The following is a 16,319-nucleotide window of genomic DNA, read 5'->3' on the forward strand; positions in this document are numbered from 1 at the left end:
TCAGGCGAGCAACTGATCGATCCACTTCACCTGCTGCACGATCTCCTGCACTTTCTGCTCGGGCACCGCCTGCCGCGCTTGTTCGAGGCTGGCCAATGTCTTGCGTTTCTCGCGCAATATACGTTGCCACTTCGCCAAAAAATCCTCGCTACGCGCCTGCATTTGCAGCGGGCCGAAGTACAGTTGCTCGGCGGTATAGGTCATCGTCTCGGCGCGTTCGGCGACGATGATTTCGTAGTAGAAGCGGTTTTCCCGCAGCAGCTCCTCGTGCAGGATCTGGTAGCCGTTGTCCATCAACCATTGGCGCAGGGGTTGCTCGCCGCCGTTGGGTTGCAGGATCAAGCGTTCCCGGCCATTGAGGTGCGCCTTGCCGCTGTCGAGAATGTCGCGGATCGTCTCGCCACCCATGCCGCACAGGCTGACAGCGGTAATGTCATCGCCCGCTTCAATCGCCGCCAAGCCATCGGCCAGACGCACGGTGATGTGCTGCGTCAAGCCGTTGTCGGCCACGGTACGGTTGGCCGCATAAAACGGTGTAGCGGCCACTTCCCCCGCCACGGCCGAAGCAATAGCGCCACGGTGTATCAGGGCCACCGGCAGGTAGGCGTGGTCCGAGCCGATATCGGCCAGGCGGGCACCTGCCGGTATGTGCGCGGCCACGCGCTCCAGGCGCTGGGACAAGGTGTGTTCGTTCAACGGTGATTCCTTAAGAGTGCCCGGAAAATCGATCCCGGCTGTTGGTCAAGTGCAGCACCATGGCCGCGCGCGCGGCGTCTGGGTCCTGGCGCTTGATGGCGTTATAGATCGCCTCGTGCTCCAGGTTCGCCAACTGCCCCAGTTGGGCAAAGTCCGCGCCGCCGCGCTCGACGGCATTCACCTGGGTGCGCGGAATCATCGCCGTGCCCAGGTGCTGCATGATGTCGGTGAAAAATGTATTGCCGGTGGCTTCGGCGATCAGTTGGTGAAAGCGCTTGTCCTCCTCCACACAGCTGTCGTTATTGGCCAGGGAGGCTTGGTAGTCGTCCAGCGCCTGGCGCATGTGGGCCAGTTGTGCCTCGCTCCTGCGCAGCGCGGCCAAGGCCACCGCTTGCACTTCCAGGCCCAGGCGCAATTCGAGCATGTTGCGCACGCTGGCGACTGTGTCTACATGCAAGCGCAGGCCTGGCTGCGTGTGCTGCTCGAGCACAAAGGTTCCAATGCCGTGACGCGTCTCCACCAGCCCCGACGCCTGCAGCTTGGACAAGGCTTCACGCACCACGGTGCGGCTCACCCCATGCTCAAGCACGATGGTGGATTCGGACGGCAGTTTTTCACCCGGCTTGAGTTGCCCCAACCGGATGCGCTGGGTCAGTGCCTCGACCACACCCTGGGCCAGGTTGGCGGAACGTTTACGCACAGGCGGTGTGCTTTTAATCGGCATCGAGACGGGTCCACGGGGTTGGGCTGGGGGGAGCTTATCACCCTGAGCGCACGGGGCGACGGGTGGTGGAGAAAAACATCTAACTTGTATGACAACACACTCATCCCAACTCACCCGACCCTGTCTTCGCTTTGAGAGAAGCGCACACCCCGAGCCGTCACCAGCAGGGCAAAACCCAATAAAATCTGGCAAATAACCAAAATAGCCAATCTCAATACCGGCTTATAAGAACAAAAACAGCTCTCACAGGATTGCGGCCTTCAAAAAACCACTTGTATGATGTCCGTCAACAAAACACCAAGCCCGCATAAAAATAATCAGGGGGAGTTTTCATTCGTGAAGCATTCAAGCCCAGCCTCAGCCGCACCCGAAAGTGATTCAGCGCTCGCCCGCGCCGTGAGCAAAGTGAAGGGCCATGTGCTCCCACTGTTCGTGGTCATGTTCATCCTCAACTACATCGACCGGGTCAATATCGGCTTCGTGCGCACGCACATGGAGCATGACCTGGGCATCGGCGCAGCCGCCTACGGCTTCGGCGCCGGACTGTTCTTCATTGGCTATGCGCTGTTCGAAGTGCCGTCCAATATGCTGCTGCAAAAAGTCGGCGCGCGTATCTGGCTGACCCGCATCATGTTCACCTGGGGCATCGTCGCCACGCTGATGGCGTTCATCCAGAACGAACCCCACTTCTACATCTTGCGTTTCTTGCTGGGCGTGGCGGAGGCCGGTTTCTTCCCCGGCGTGATCTATTACTTCACCCGCTGGTTGCCCGGTGTGGAGCGTGGCAAGGCCATCGCGATCTTCCTCAGTGGCTCGGCGGTGGCGTCATTGATCTCCGGGCCGTTGTCGGGGGCCTTGTTGCAGATTGAAGGGCTGGGCTTGCACGGCTGGCAATGGATGTTTGCCATCGAAGGCCTGGCATCGGTGGCGCTGGGTTTCTTTGTGTGGTTCTGGCTGGACTCCAAGCCCCATGATGCCAAGTGGCTGAGCCGCGAAGAACAGGATGCCCTGGTTGACGCCATCGACCAGGAACAGCGCGAACGTGAAGCCCTGACCACGGTGAAGCCGACCATCGGCAAGCTGCTCAAGGACCGCCAGATCCTGCTGTTCTGCGCTCTGTACTTCTGCATTCAACTGACGATCTATGCCGCCACCTTCTGGCTGCCCAGCATCATCAAGAAGATGGGTGACCTGAGCGACGTGCAGGTCGGTTTCTTCAACTCGATCCCCTGGCTGATCTCGATTATTGCCATGTACGCCTTTGCGTCGCTGTCGGGCAAGTTCAAGTTCCAGCAGGCCTGGGTCGCGGCGGCCCTGCTGATCGCGGCGGCCGGCATGTTCATGTCCACCACCGGCGGGCCGATCTTCGCTTTCGTGGCGATCTGTTTTGCGGCCATCGGGTTCAAGTCTGCGTCGTCGCTGTTCTGGCCGATCCCCCAGGGCTACCTGGATGTGCGCATCGCCGCCGCCGTGATCGCGCTGATCAACTCCATCGGCAACCTGGGCGGCTTTGTCGCGCCAACCACCTTTGGCTTTCTTGAACAAACCACCGGGTCAATCCAGGGCGGGCTGTATGGCCTGGCCGGCACCTCGGTGCTGGCGGCCATCCTGGTGTTCTTCGCCAAGACTTCACCTTCTGCCGTGTCGGCCGCGCCAAGCGCTGTGACCACCGGCACCCCTCTCAGCAAACCCCTTTGAGCCCAGTCAGGAACTTGCCATGAATACCCCTATAGTCACCCACTTCCAAGTCATCCCCGTCGCCGGCCACGACAGCATGTTGCTCAACCTCAGCGGCGCCCACGGCCCTTTCTTCACGCGCAATATCGTCATCCTCAAGGACAGCAGCGGCAACACCGGCGTGGGCGAAGTGCCAGGCGGCGAGCGCATTCGTGAAACACTGGAGGACGCGCGCGGGCTGGTGATCGGCCAGCCGATTGGCCAATACCAGCGCGTGCTCAACCAAATGCGCAGTACCTTTGCCTCGCGGGATGCTGCCGGACGTGGCCTGCAAACCTTCGACCTGCGCATCACCATCCACGCCGTCACCGCCATGGAAGCCGCCCTGCTCGACTTGCTCGGTCAATTCCTTGAGGTGCCGGTGGCGGCCCTGCTCGGCGAAGGGCAGCAACGCGACGCGGTGAAGATGCTCGGCTACCTGTTCTATGTGGGGGATCGCAACGCCACCGACCTGGACTACCGCAACGAGGCCGACGCCGATGACGACTGGTTCCGCCTGCGCCATGAAACAGCCCTGACCGCCGACGCGGTGGTGCGCCTGGCCGAAGCGGCCAAGGCCAAATATGGTTTCAACGATTTCAAGCTCAAGGGCGGCGTATTGAGCGGCGACGCGGAAATCGAAGCCGTCACCGCACTGGCCGAGCGTTTTCCCGATGCGCGCATCACCCTCGACCCCAACGGCGCATGGTCGTTGAAAGAAGCCATCCGCCTGTGCCGCGACCAGCATCATGTGCTGGCCTATGCCGAAGACCCCTGCGGCGCAGAAAACGGTTATTCAGGCCGCGAAGTCATGGCCGAATTCCGCCGCGCCACGGGCCTTAAAACCGCCACCAACATGATCGCCACCGACTGGCGGGAAATGGGCCACGCCATCCAGCTGCAATCAGTGGACATCCCCCTCGCCGACCCGCACTTCTGGACGATGCAAGGCTCGGTGCGCGTCGCGCAAATGTGCAACGAGTGGGGCCTGACCTGGGGCTCGCATTCCAACAACCACTTCGATATTTCCTTGGCGATGTTTACCCAAGTGGCGGCGGCCGCCCCCGGCGAGATCACCGCCATCGACACCCACTGGATCTGGCAGGACGGTCAGCGCCTGACGCGCGAACCGTTGAAGATTGAAGGGGGCTATGTGAAGGTGCCGGCCAAGCCTGGCCTGGGTGTGGATATCGATATGGACGCGGTGGCCAAGGCTCATGAACTATACAAAGGCATGGGCCTTGGGGCGCGGGATGACAGTGTGGCGATGCAGTTTCTGATTCCGGGTTGGGGCTTTGATAACAAGCGGCCTTGCTTGGTGCGGTAAATCGGCTTTAGGAGCGCTCAGCGCAATTTGAGCGTGACGCAAAAAATCCGATGCCCAAACAGGCATCGGATTTTAGTCAGATCAGAAGCTTAGCGGTTTGACCTCTGGCACGTCTGCCAGAGCCCTCTTTGCGCTACTGCCGATTAGCGACCTCGAACTCCGCCGCATCCTGCTCCAGGCCAGAGAGATCAGTGCCATTGATCATCGGCCCATAACGGCGGCTGAACTCCCAGTTGTAGGGCACGCGGTCTTTGCTGATCCCGTTGTCCCAATTCACCGACCAGGTCATCAGGCCCTTGATCGACAATCCTTTGTCGTGCAAACGCTTGAATGTATTGGTCACGGCTGTTGGGTTGATCACATAACCGGTGGCAGCCGCGTCGACGTTCGCGGGCAGGCCAATGACGAACTTATCTGCCGGGATCTTGGTAAACCCACGCGTTCCGCTCACCAGACTTTCGGTCAGGTAATACAGGAAGTCCTCTTTCATCGCGTCGTTGTTCTGGGCAATCCAGGCGCCGTTGCCATTGTTGACCTCCTGCACCCAGATGCCGTCGCCACCCTGGTTGTAATACTGCGGGGCGATGAAGTCGTAATAGCCTTCCAGCGCCTGGATGTAACCGACGTATTTGCCGGCGGTGGTGAGGTACGGAAACTCCGGCGCCATGCTGATGATGAAGTGTTTGCCTTGACCTGCGTAGTGGTCCTTGACCAATTTCAACGCGGCGGGCAGGACAGTCTTGTTGTCGGCGAAATCAATCGCGCTCTGTTCAAGATCGATATCCAGGCCATCAAAGCCATAGGTTTCCACCAGGCGGATAATCTCGTTGGCCAGTGGCTGTTCGTTGCCTTTATGCAGTTCGATGTGTGCATCGGCGCCGCCAAGGGAAATCAGCACCGCCCTGCCCTGGCTGTTCAGCACACCCACCTGGCGACGGAACTCGGCGTCGGACAGGTTGTACGGCTTGAAGGTTGGGATACCGTTGCCCTTCATGAAGGCCACGGCCACCACGTTGTAATCCTTAGGTACATCCGCCAGGCTCATATTGGCGAACTGGCCACGCTGGTAGCCATCGCTCGGGCCGGCAGGCCAGTTGTGCCAGAAGCCCATGAGGATCTTTTTGCCGGCAATGCTGGGCATCAGCGAAGCGGCATCGTTCAACGGCGATTGCAGTGAGGTAAAGTCGATCTTTGACATGTTCTAATCCTTCAGAACGTGTGGGTTTAACGGCGCGGGCTTATTTGAAGTCCACGTCGAAGGCTTGATAGAAGGCGTTGCCGGTGTTGGCGACGATCCACATCAACACAATCACATGCTGGCCCTTCTTGTTGGCCGGCAGTTTCACTTCATGATTGACCTTGGCCTTCAGTTCGCCTGCATGGCTGTAGTACGGCACCTGGGCATAGAAGTCTTCGGCAAACGGCTGGGTTTCCAGTTGTGCGCGGGTGATGCGCTGTTTCGGGTCCCAGCCATCCTTGGTGATCAGCCAGCGATAGCCACGGGTGGTGTGCGGCGCGGTGTATGCCCAGGTGACCTTGAAGGTCTGGCCCGGCTCGACATTGAGCAACGGCCAGGTGAAGGCGCGGCCGAGTTTCTTGGCCATTTCCTCGTGGGTGAAGTTGACGCAGTCACGGGCATCGGTCTTGCCACCGCTGAGGATGAAGCCGTCGGCTGGCGGGGTGACGCTGTCACTGTCGGTTTGATAAGGCGCCGGGAACGGACCGGCCGTCAGTGCGGGGAAGTTCTTGCCGCCTTCCATTTCATTGACCTGCCAGGTCTCCAGCAGGCCGAGATCCACGGCGACTGCGCCACGGCTGGAGGGGGATGTGACACGACCATGGCGAAGAGGTGTCTGGGTTTGTGGTTTGTTCATTTTGTGACTCCATTGATAGTGATTAAGAACTCTCCTTTCTTGAAGGAGAGGACCTCAACCTAACGGAGTCGCTTTTTTTTGCCACTGGCCCATTTTTCACTCATTTTCGTTTCATGAGCGCGCAGACCCGAAAACACTGGATATATAAACAGTACAATAGGAATAGCCTTACGCTACCAGAGGTCGATTTCCTACAAGACCAGGCGCACATCAACACAGCTTCTCTCTTAAATCGTTTGATCCCGTTCTTAAGGGAATGGCCCTCTGTGGACAAAAAGGGACGTCTCTATTTTCAATCAAATAAACCGTCCTCTTTTGGGTCCATCAGGTTTTGCCGATGACGGCCGTTTTTTCAATTGCGGTCGCGGCAATCGGTTGCACCGTCAGTTCCACCCCCAATGCCAACATCAGCTTCTGGACCGTCTCATAACGCGTCTTTGAGCCGCCTTTCAGGGTTTTATACAGGCTCTCCCGATTCACCCCCGCCGCTTCGGCAACCTTGTTCACACCCTGGGCTTTGGCAACCTCGGCCAGCGCCTTCATAAGGACTTGCGGGTCATGGCACACCATGCTTTGCGCAAGATAAGCACTGATGGTTTGCGGGCTATCAAGGAAGCGTGAAGCCTCATAGGCGCTGGTGCTGGATGTATCCAGCTTGAGGATCGGCATGTCCTCTGGTTTGAATGTTGACTTACTCATTTCATTGACCTCTCAGGGCATCGAGAATCTCTTTTGCCCGCTTGATTCCTCGTTTCTGATCGGTTTTATCGCTCCCCCACAGCATCAGGTAAGCGGTGATGCCCGTGCGCACAAAGTAAATCCTGTAACCGGGCCCGACAAACACACGCATTTCACTCAAGCCATCGCCCACAGGCTGGCAATCGCCAAAATTGTTTTCTTCGGCTCGATCCAGGCGGATCAGTACAGCCGTCTTACCCCACACATCCCTCATACCGTCGAGCCATATATCGAACTCGGGCGTCCTGCCAATCGTATTGATCACAGAGTCACATGTAGCCTACTGGCTACTCCTTGTAGATGCCAGTGAATTTTTAATGTCGGTGAGCACCGCAAGAAAAAATCCTAGTCCAGCCGCCATGCAGGCAGCCGGGCAATACTATTAGCGCTTGTGTCCTCAAGACCGAAACGTTACGTCGCGACTGAGGCATCCTCTCTGTAGGAGCGAGCTTGCTCGCGAAGAACGTAAAGATAATGTGTTCATCCAGAATGAACGCGGCGCCTATGATTTTTTCGCGAGCAAGCTCGCTCCTACAGTGAGTGGGCCGGCGTTGATGTGGACCCGTCCTACAGCAAGCTGCACCACCTTGCTCCGTTGCCTACAGTTGCGTCAGAATCCGCCGGCTTGTGCGCTTGGATGGGCGTCTCTAAGGTGGCTCGGTCGCTGACAATTCAGTGATCGGGTTTAGTAGCCCGAGGGTCAATTACACTGAGTGCATGAGCTTCATCTATCAGACGTTCCTGTCTGTGCCTGATGGTGGCTGTGCGCAGGGCGCCTTCGGGTGCGCCGGCTTTGTGTAATTCCCCGGTCTACTAACCTGCGTACAGCTGCCACCCTTTTGTTTAGTAGCGAAACGGTGTCGGCCCCACTCAGGAATTACGCATATGTACAAAGTCAGGCCTAACCCTCCAAACGATCCAAACCTTACGCTTGATCAGTCACACTCCCCCTCCTCCTCGCTGTTCAGCGTTGCCGACGATGCCAGCAGCGAAACGCTCATCGCCAACAGCTACGAAACCTTTTCCTCGGTCACCGCATTGCTGCTTGATCTGTCGGATGAACTGACGGGTAAACAGCGCGATGTCGCGTTGGCGATTCATCAGCTGAGTGAATTGGGGGTTTTGTTGGTGGACAAATTGATGGCGAGGGAAAGTGCTTCAACGGTTAGCTAGTCTTGCAGCCATCAGTCGTCATGATCGACTTCACGACGACTCGACAGCGCCTTGCGCCGGTCAGGCCCTCGGAGCCTGGCGGGCGCTCTTTCTCTTGGTAGACGCTGGAGCCGCCCCTTCTTCGCGCAGACGATCAATCAGCATCTGCGCATTCTCGGCACATGCCATGCCCTCGGGCTTACCTTCGATGCCCTTGATGACGTTCAGCAACTGAGCCTTGTTCTGAGCCAGCCGTTGTTGCAGGACCTCGATTTCCTCGACCTTGTGCTTGAGCCCGCTGAGCAGCGCGTCATGCTGCCAACCACCGGCACTTCTGGGCATTAACTGCCGGATTTCCTCCAGAGAAAAACCTGCCGCCTGAGCGCCTGTGATGATCTCCAACACCGCCTCGGTGCCGGGCGCATAGTCCCGATAGCCGTTGGATTTACGCTCAACCGATTGGATCAGGCCGCTCGCCTCGTAAAAGCGGATGCGTGAGGCCGCCAACCCGCTGATTTTTGCCAACTCGCCTATTCTCATGTCCCATCCATAAAAACCATTGACCTTAAAGTTGACTTTAAACCTAAAGTCATTGGGCGGCCAAGGCGCCCGTTACCCTCTACCTGAACCGACCGTTTCAGGTCATGCTGCGTCCCTCATTTCAAGGACGATAAAAACAATGAAAGCCATCCTCGCCGCCCTGCTCCTGATAGGTCTTGCAGAGCCTGCACTCGCCAACGACAACCCCATTGGTTTCCAAACCACCACCCTGCCCGACGCTCATAACATTCGCCCATTGGAAATGGCCGTGTGGTACCCCGCCACTACTATCGCGCAACCCAAGCTGATCGCCGACAACCTGGTGTTCATTGGTGTGCTTGCGGTACCTGATGCAGCACCGACGCCCGGCAAGCATCCTTTAGTGGTGCTCTCCCACGGCTACGGTGGCAACTGGGGCAAGCAGGCGTGGCTGGCCAGTGCGCTGGCTCGGCAGGGTTATATCGTGGCGGCGGTCAACCACCCGGGCACTACCAGCCAGGATCGCAGCGCGCAAGCCGCTGCGCAGTTGTGGCAACGGCCCAGGGATTTGAGTCGGACCATCGATGCGCTGCTGGCGCAGCCTGAGCCATTCGGTGCGGTGGATAGCGGCCGGATCGCGGTGGTGGGGCATTCCCTCGGGGGTTGGACGGTCATGGAGACAGCCGGTGCGCGTTTCGACCCGGCGCTGTTTGCCCGGGACTGCAGCGCCCATCCGACGCTGGTCGCGTGTACCGCCTACCGTGAGATGAACCCTGAAAGTACTCCAAACGCGAAGGCGCAATTGGCGGCGGATTTGAGCGACAAGCGCGTCAGCGCCGTGGTGTCTTTGGACCTGGGCCTGTCGCGTGGGTTTACCGATGCGAGCCTGGCGGCGCTGCCGGTGCGGGCGTTGGTGATAGCGGCCGGTGTGCCGTCAGCGGATTTGCCGGCGCAGATGGAATCGGCCGACATGGCCAAGCGGCTGCCAAAAGCCTCGACGCAGTACGTGCAGATCAGCGACGCCAATCACTTCAGCTTTATGTTGCAATGCAAACCCGGCGCGGCGGCAGTGCTCGACGCGGATGTGCCCGGCGACAGCATCATCTGTCAGGATGGGCCGGGGGCACGGCCACGACCTGTGATCCAGCAGCAGGTGATCACGCTGATCAGCCAGTTCCTCGCACGCTGATCAGGATTTGATGTAGGAGCGAGCTTGCTCGCGAAAAACGTCAACGATAACGCGCGCTTCCAGGTAAAACGTGGCGCGCTGAAGTTCTTCGCGAGCAAGCTCGCTCCTACAGAACAGCGGCTCACATAAGTATGAATACAAGCAAAGACACCTTCGCCTATCAAGCGGTATACCGCTACCTCATCGAGCTGATCGAGGCCTGCCCGGCTGACGGCGAACGCAAATTGCCGTCCCTGCGCCAACTGGCCCTGCGCCTGGGCGTGTCGGTGTCGACCACCAAGTACGCGTATGCATTGCTTGAGGAGCAAGGGCGGATCCAGGCCAGGCCCAAGTTCGGCTTTTTCATCGCCCCGAACTCGGCTCCTGCCATCAACCCAAGCTCATCCCCCCTGCTCGACCAGGTATTCGCCAACGCGCGCCAACCCGGCATGCTGGCCCTGAGCAGCGATGCCCCGGCGATGCTGTTGTCGCTGGAGCAGCCCTTGTTGATGCTGGAGCGTGAACTGGCCCGGCAATATCCGCGCTCGTTGACGCCGCTGTACCTACCGTTTGGCGAGCCTGAGTTGCGCACAGCCTTGGCCGAACGCTATAGCCGCTCTACTGACCATTATTGGCAAGCCGACCAGGTGTATATCGGCTCGGACCTGCACAGTGTATTGGAGGTCTCGCTCAATGCCCTGGACCTCGCGGGCACGCTCGCACTGGTGGAGTCACCGTGTTCGTGGGCGATTCTGCGGCAATTGCAGGCGGCGAAGATCCGTGTCATCGAGATGCCCCTCGGCGCAGATGGGCGTTTTGACCTAGACGCTCTGAACGCGCTGCTCAAGCGTGAGCCAATCCGCCTGGCGGTGCTGTCATCGACGGTGAATATGCCCCAGGGCGGTACGATGCCCGCGCAGGATAAGCAGCAGATCTGCCAGTGGTTGGCCGAGCGCGATATCTGGCTGTTCGAAAACGACACCTACGGCGAGCTGTATTTCGGCATGCAACCGACGCGTTATCGCGACTATGCCGACCCACACAGACTGCTGGTGTTTTCGACCTTCGACAAAATCATCGGCTCGGAAGCGCCCTACGGCTATGTGCTGTGTCGCGGGCATGCCTCAGCGTTGCAGCAGCTGTTCCTGGAGCGCAGTTTTCGCCTCTCGCCGATCCGTCAGAAAGCCATCGCCAGGCTGTTTGCGTCCAAGCGTATCGACACCCACCTGAAGGCGTTGCGGGCACGGTTGCTGGAGCGCATGACGCTGCTCAAAGCCCTGCTATTAACCCACGGCGATAGCCAGTGGCAGGTGGTCGAACCCCAAGGTGGCGCTAGCTTCTGGCTCCAGGCCGCCCGCCCGGTGGATATGCGCCAGGTGTTTGCGGACCTGCTCGGTCAACGCATCGTCATAGCACCCGGCGAACTGTTCAGCCAGCAAGGCGCCTGGCCAGATCACCTGCGCCTGAGCTACACACTCGACTGGAGCAAGGACATTGCCCAGGCCGTCCAGCTACTGGCTCAGGCGTTGCGTCAAAGCCCGTAGCAATGCCGCGCTTCGGGGAACCGGCCATGGCGTACATCGTCGGCGTAACGCTCGCACGCATCGCGAATCACCGCCCCCACATCAGCGTATTGCTTGACGAAGCGCGGCATCGAGCCGCCGCCCAGGCCCAGCACATCCTCGGTGACCAACACCTGGCCGTCACACGCAGGCGATGCGCCAATGCCAATGGTAGGTTGGCTTGAGTCCAGGGTGATCTGCCGGGCCACGCCTTCGGCCACCCCTTCCAGCAGCAGGCTGAAGGCCCCCGCTTCCAGGTTGGCGCGGGCATCTGCGGCAATCACCGCAGCGGTTTCAGCGGTCAGCCCCTGGGCCTTGAACCCGCCCATGACGTTGACGAATTGCGGCATCAGCCCCACGTGGGCCATCACCGGCACGCCTCGGGCAACCAGGAATTGCACGGTACCCGCCAGTGCCTGATTGGCTTCCAGCTTGACCGCATCGCAACCGGTGCGCGACAGCACCTGGGCGCAGTTGCGAAAAGCCTGCTCATACGACTCCTGGTAACTGCCAAACGGCATGTCGGCGATGACACAGGCCAAGTGCGTACTGTCGACCACCGCCCGGGTGTGGCCGATGATTTCTTCCAGCTGCATACTCAGGGTCGAGGCCCGGCCATAGCCGACCATGGCGGTGGAGTCACCGACCAGGATGAAGTCGACAATCGGATCGATCAGCTTGGCCATAGCACTGGAATACGCGGTAAGGGAGACGATTTTCTGCTGCCCCTTCATGGCGACCAGTTGAGGGACCGTCAGACGTTTGGTGCGGGTATGAATGCTCATCGGGGCTTTTCCGTTTGCGCTGGATACTCGGCCCGATTATTGGCGAAACGAAGGATGATTCAATGCACAGATCAACGCTAAAAAGCGACCCAGGGCCCGGTCACATTTGCTGAAACTGGTATCATCCGCGCCTTTCCCTCTCAGGCTCCGCGACATGAACCGCCAGAAAAAACTCCAGCAGCTCTTCAAGGCCAAAGCCAAAAAGGCCAGCGCCAAGCTGGCGCCAAAAAGCAAAGACAGATACATCAGCAAGGCCGACCGTTTGAAGCTGGAAACCGAAGCTGGCCAGGACCCGGTTACGCTCCCCGAGACGCCTGCTGAGTAAGGCGCATGGCTGAAGGGGTGGCCGCTTCATATTTGCCCCAGATCCGCCGCAGATGCCGCGCCGAGCCAAAGCCTGCGCGCTCGGCGATGGCTTCAATGTCCAGGGCCGACTCGGCCAGCAGTTCACGGGCCACTGCCAGGCGCAGGCGATGCAGGTAATCCAAAGGGCTGATCTGTACGTGCTCTTGGAACAGGCGCGCCAAGTGCCGGCTGCTGGTGCAGGCCAGGCCTGCCATGCGGGTGAGTGTCCAGACTTCGCAGGGGGCGGCGGCGATGGCGTCTTGCACGCGATGGACCGCCGGGTGCAGGTGATTGCGTCCGCTCACCCAAGGCGATAGCTGCGGGTCGCTGCCACTGCGGCGCAGATACACCACCATGTCCCGCGCCACCGCGCACGCCAAGCGTGGCCCGGCCAGCTCGGCGACCAGATGCAGCATCAGGTCGATACCGGCCGTGACACCGGCGCTGCAACTGACCGGGCCATCGGTGACGTACAGGCGGTTTTCCAGAACCCGGGCCTTGGGGGCGAGGGCCTGCAGGGTGGCACACAGAGAATGGTGCGTGGTGCATTGGCGCCCATCGAGCAGCCCGGCCCTGGCGGCACTCAACGCGCCGGCGCACACACACACCAGACGCTCGGCCGAGGGCGCGAAGACGCTTTGCAACCACTGGGTGAGCTGATGGCTGGCCGATTCGAAGGCCTTTTGCTGGGCTTTCGACACGTTCATCGTGGAGCCCACCAACACCACCAGCGTACCGGGGGCCAGGGTCGACGGCAGTGGCGCCAGCCCCGTCAGCGGCAAGCCGATGGAGGTGTGCAGCGTTGCCACCGGGCTGACGTATTGCAAGTCGAAATCCACCGCCGCCGGGTCGTCGACCTGCGCGGCCAGGCGCAGTACTTCGGCAGGCCCGGCCAGGTCGAGCATCAGCACGTTTGGCAATAGCACGAACAGCACCGGTACGCTCACCACTTCACTCCGCCAGTGCCTGGGCAACCGTCACGATGCGGGCGAAGCGGTCATCGAGGACCAACTCCGTGCGTGCGCGAATCTCGGCCGGCGTATAGACCCGGCCGCTACGCGCGTGGGTCATCGGGAAGGTCAGGGTCGCCTCGCTGACAAAATCCACCTTGAAGCCGCTGTCGGAAGCCTGCCGCGTGGTGGTCTCGCAGCATTGCTCGGTGCGGATGCCGCTGATGATCAGCGTGGTGACGCCCATTTCCACCAGGCGCGCGGCCAGTGGCGTACCGGCCAAAGCGCTGTGGTAGCGCTTATGGATTACCAACTGCGGATTGATCGACAACTCGCTCAGTGCCCTGACGTTGCCCGACTGCATGGAGAAATGCCCCTGGTCTTCAACATGGAAGACTTGTACCACCGGGATGCCCCGCTGAACACAGCCGTCGATGAGCGCCTGCTGTTTTTCCAGGTAGTCGGGCAGGTCATTTTCGGACCAGTAGGTTGAATGGCGGAAGGAATGTTGGGCGTCGATCACGATCAGGGCTTTATGGGTCATGGACAGTCCTTGTGGCTTGCATCAGTGGGTAAATGATGCACGCCATGGTAAGGACCACCTACAGTGCGCGACAGACGCAAGGCAGACTACTTCAGGACGGATTCGGACATATCACCGGGCACGCCATAGCACAACGGCTGCCGGGTTCGAAGCCATGGACGTATTCATCCGCCAGGATCGTGTGCAGACGCGGATCGAGGTGAATTGCAAAGCCCAGGCGCCGGTAGAACGGAGCATTCCAGGGTACATGCTTGAAAGTGGTCAGCGTCACCGCACGCAGGTGTTGGGCGCGGGCATGATCTATCGCCGTTTCCATCAATCTGCGCCCCCAGCCCTGGCCTTGGAGCGGCTGAGCAACCGACACTTCATGGATATGCAGGTCGTCGCCAAAGCGTTCTGCGCTGAGGAAGCCTTGAGGGTGATCGAGGTCATCAACCACCACCCAACAGGTCGATAGCGCGATCCACTGCCGATGGCACTCGACGCCGATCGGCGCGGCATCCGCCAGCCAAGCCAGCCCTTCGATTGCGCGAAACGCCTGGGCCGCGCACTGCTCGATGGCGGGCAACAAACCGGCATCTTGCGCGCGCGCCAGGCGAATATAGGCGGACTGCTCAGCAGCCACTCAATGCCACCTGGGGCCGTTCGCCCGCAAAGAAGAAGGGCCGCAAGCGCACGCCCACGCCGTTGCCGATAAAGGCCGCCACCAACCACACCCAGCCATGCAGGCTGCCCGAGGCGATGCCACTGAAGTACGCGCCGATGTTGCAGCCATAGGCCAGGCGCGAACCATAGCCAAGCATCAGGCCGCCGATCACAGCCGCGATCAATGAGCGCAGCGGGATGTTCAGGCTGGGCGCGAAACGCCCGGCCAGGCCCGCAGCCAGCAGCGCGCCGAGGACAATGCCGATGTCCATGACGCTGGTGATGTCTTCCCACACCGGTGCAGCCAGGGCCTTGGCATTGCCCGGCATCTGCCAGAATGCCCAGCTGGCGACGTCCACGCCCAGCCCGCTCGCCACTTTGGCGCCCCACAGCGCGAACGCCGAGGTGATGCCCCACGGCCGCCCAGCCAAGGCCAGGGTGGCGTAGTTGAGCAGCGCCAGGCCAATCGCGCCCCATACCAGCGGCCATGGCCCGCGCAGAAAGCGGCGCAGACCTTGGTGCTCGCTCTGCACGCCTTGTTCAAGCTGGCCGTGACGGCGCTTTTCCAGGCGCACGGTCACCATTGCAATCAGCGCGAACACCGCCAGGCTCAGGACCAATGCCGGCAGCACACCAAAACTTTTGACAATGGAAACCGCCGGGAACGACGGCAACGCAAACCACCAGTCGACGTGGTGGGTGGCGATCAACGAGCCACAGATAAAGAACAGCAGCGTCACCAACATCCGCGCATTCCCGCCGCCCACGGTGAACAAGGTGCCCGATGCACAGCCGCCGCCCAGTTGCATCCCGATCCCGAATATAAACGCCCCGAACACCACTGACACACCGGCCGGCGCCACCAGCCCGGCCACCGGCTGGCCGAACAAGGTGCCCGCGCCCAGCGCCGGAAAAAACAGCACCACCGCCACCGCCAGCATCACCATCTGCGCACGCAAGCCAGCGCCACGCCGATCATTGATGAACACACGCCAGGCCGAAGTGAAGCCGAAGGCCGCGTGATACAGCGTCAGGCCCAGCGCGGCGCCGACCACCAGCAGCAACACCTGGCGCGCACCCACACTGTTTTGCAGGAACAGAGCGCCCGCCACCAGGAGGACAAAAGCGATCAGTGGCGCGACAGGCTTGCGCGCGGGCGACAGGGAAAGAGAGGTGCTCATGGTGATCTCGTTTGGTTGGAAGGAGGCAAGTATAGCCCTAGACGGAATTTGATCAGATGGCGGCATTGCCGAAAGGCTCATCGCCTGAACCACCGCTATCGCAGCCTCGCTAAAGCTCGACAGCTCCCACAGGGGATCGGCGGTGTATGTGGAATACCGCTTTGCAGGACCATCGCGCCAAGCACAACTCTCGACAGCAACACCGCCCAAATGTGGGAGCTGTCGAGCCCCAGCGAGGCTGCGATGACGGCGGTACAGGCAACCTCTTCATCGCCTGCCCCACCGCTATCGCAGCCTCGCTAAAGCTCGACAGCTCCCACAGGGAATCGTCGGTGTATGTGAAATATCGCTTTGCAGGGCCATCGCGCCAAGCACAACTCCCGACAGCAACAC

17 protein-coding genes and 1 pseudogene are annotated in these 16,319 nt (G+C 60.2%); 6 read left to right on the forward strand and 12 right to left on the reverse strand.

Features of this window, described 5'->3' with window-relative positions; all coding sequences use genetic code 11:
* Together ODQ19_RS13915 and ODQ19_RS13920 are read right to left on the reverse strand one after the other, a co-directional pair.
* Window positions 1-696 (reverse strand): tRNA (adenine(22)-N(1))-methyltransferase, encoded by a 696-nt coding sequence (locus tag ODQ19_RS13915; RefSeq protein ID WP_330210337.1) that lies wholly within the window; start codon window positions 694-696, stop codon window positions 1-3.
* Window positions 697-706: 10 nt separating this feature from the next.
* On the reverse strand, window positions 707-1,420 hold the full coding sequence (locus tag ODQ19_RS13920; protein ID WP_003192677.1) for a FadR/GntR family transcriptional regulator: 714 nt from the start codon (window positions 1,418-1,420) through the stop codon (window positions 707-709).
* Between the two features lie 336 nt (window positions 1,421-1,756).
* Between ODQ19_RS13920 and ODQ19_RS13925 the strand changes: the two genes are divergently transcribed.
* Window positions 1,757-3,118, forward strand: a complete 1,362-nt coding sequence (locus tag ODQ19_RS13925; protein WP_330210338.1) for an MFS transporter — start codon at window positions 1,757-1,759, stop codon at window positions 3,116-3,118.
* A gap of 19 nt (window positions 3,119-3,137) precedes the next feature.
* The gene (gudD, locus tag ODQ19_RS13930) at window positions 3,138-4,463 is read left to right on the forward strand and encodes a glucarate dehydratase (protein WP_003192683.1); all 1,326 of its coding nucleotides are present in this window, start codon (window positions 3,138-3,140) and stop codon (window positions 4,461-4,463) included.
* Between the two features lie 196 nt (window positions 4,464-4,659).
* Here gudD and ODQ19_RS13935 read toward each other — a convergent pair.
* From ODQ19_RS13935 to ODQ19_RS13950, 4 genes and pseudogenes are all read right to left on the reverse strand, one after another.
* Window positions 4,660-5,661 (reverse strand): annotated as a pseudogene (locus ODQ19_RS13935) (chitinase); the annotation flags it as partial.
* Between the two features lie 40 nt (window positions 5,662-5,701).
* Entirely contained in the window at window positions 5,702-6,337 is a 636-nt protein-coding gene (locus ODQ19_RS13940) for a lytic polysaccharide monooxygenase auxiliary activity family 9 protein (protein WP_056785932.1), read from the reverse strand.
* Window positions 6,338-6,661: 324 nt separating this feature from the next.
* A complete protein-coding gene (locus ODQ19_RS13945; RefSeq protein WP_330210339.1) occupies window positions 6,662-7,036 on the reverse strand; it encodes an addiction module antidote protein in 375 nt (124 codons plus the stop codon).
* A 1-nt stretch (window position 7,037) separates the two neighbouring features.
* Complete coding sequence (locus ODQ19_RS13950) at window positions 7,038-7,340, reverse strand: type II toxin-antitoxin system RelE/ParE family toxin (protein ID WP_330210340.1); 303 nt, start codon at window positions 7,338-7,340, stop codon at window positions 7,038-7,040.
* A 620-nt stretch (window positions 7,341-7,960) separates the two neighbouring features.
* Between ODQ19_RS13950 and ODQ19_RS13955 the strand changes: the two genes are divergently transcribed.
* Complete coding sequence (locus ODQ19_RS13955; protein WP_330210341.1) at window positions 7,961-8,248, forward strand: DUF6124 family protein; 288 nt, start codon at window positions 7,961-7,963, stop codon at window positions 8,246-8,248.
* A 60-nt stretch (window positions 8,249-8,308) separates the two neighbouring features.
* Here the strand turns inward: ODQ19_RS13955 and ODQ19_RS13960 are convergent, their stop codons facing one another.
* Entirely contained in the window at window positions 8,309-8,767 is a 459-nt protein-coding gene (locus tag ODQ19_RS13960) for a MerR family transcriptional regulator (RefSeq protein WP_330210342.1), read from the reverse strand.
* A 139-nt stretch (window positions 8,768-8,906) separates the two neighbouring features.
* Here ODQ19_RS13960 and ODQ19_RS13965 point away from each other — a divergent pair, with 139 nt between their 5' ends.
* Window positions 8,907-9,935, forward strand: a complete 1,029-nt coding sequence (locus ODQ19_RS13965; protein ID WP_330210343.1) for an alpha/beta hydrolase family protein — start codon at window positions 8,907-8,909, stop codon at window positions 9,933-9,935.
* Window positions 9,936-10,066: 131 nt separating this feature from the next.
* Window positions 10,067-11,458 carry an aminotransferase-like domain-containing protein gene (locus tag ODQ19_RS13970; protein ID WP_330210344.1) on the forward strand — a complete coding sequence of 464 codons (1,392 nt, stop codon included), beginning with the start codon at window positions 10,067-10,069 and terminating at the stop codon, window positions 11,456-11,458.
* Here ODQ19_RS13970 and panB read toward each other — a convergent pair.
* Window positions 11,446-12,261 (reverse strand): 3-methyl-2-oxobutanoate hydroxymethyltransferase, encoded by an 816-nt coding sequence (panB, locus tag ODQ19_RS13975; RefSeq protein WP_116666009.1) that lies wholly within the window; start codon window positions 12,259-12,261, stop codon window positions 11,446-11,448. The genes ODQ19_RS13970 and panB overlap by 13 nt on opposite strands.
* A gap of 154 nt (window positions 12,262-12,415) precedes the next feature.
* Here panB and ODQ19_RS13980 point away from each other — a divergent pair, with 154 nt between their 5' ends.
* Window positions 12,416-12,586 (forward strand): DUF2986 domain-containing protein, encoded by a 171-nt coding sequence (locus ODQ19_RS13980; RefSeq protein WP_330210345.1) that lies wholly within the window; start codon window positions 12,416-12,418, stop codon window positions 12,584-12,586.
* Here the strand turns inward: ODQ19_RS13980 and ODQ19_RS13985 are convergent.
* The 4 genes from ODQ19_RS13985 to ODQ19_RS14000 form a co-directional block, all read right to left on the reverse strand.
* The gene (locus ODQ19_RS13985; RefSeq protein ID WP_330210346.1) at window positions 12,558-13,553 is read right to left on the reverse strand and encodes a GlxA family transcriptional regulator; all 996 of its coding nucleotides are present in this window, start codon (window positions 13,551-13,553) and stop codon (window positions 12,558-12,560) included. The genes ODQ19_RS13980 and ODQ19_RS13985 overlap by 29 nt on opposite strands.
* 4 nt (window positions 13,554-13,557) lie before the next feature.
* Complete coding sequence (locus tag ODQ19_RS13990; protein WP_003192696.1) at window positions 13,558-14,100, reverse strand: cysteine hydrolase family protein; 543 nt, start codon at window positions 14,098-14,100, stop codon at window positions 13,558-13,560.
* Between the two features lie 91 nt (window positions 14,101-14,191).
* A complete protein-coding gene (locus tag ODQ19_RS13995; RefSeq protein ID WP_330210347.1) occupies window positions 14,192-14,725 on the reverse strand; it encodes a GNAT family N-acetyltransferase in 534 nt (177 codons plus the stop codon).
* Window positions 14,715-15,926 carry a YeeE/YedE family protein gene (locus ODQ19_RS14000; protein ID WP_330210348.1) on the reverse strand — a complete coding sequence of 404 codons (1,212 nt, stop codon included), beginning with the start codon at window positions 15,924-15,926 and terminating at the stop codon, window positions 14,715-14,717. The genes ODQ19_RS13995 and ODQ19_RS14000 overlap by 11 nt, the downstream gene beginning before the upstream one ends.
* Window positions 15,927-16,319 lie beyond the last annotated feature (393 nt).

The organism is Pseudomonas sp. AM4(2022), from assembly GCF_036346515.1.
GTDB lineage: Bacteria > Pseudomonadota > Gammaproteobacteria > Pseudomonadales > Pseudomonadaceae > Aquipseudomonas > Aquipseudomonas paracarnis.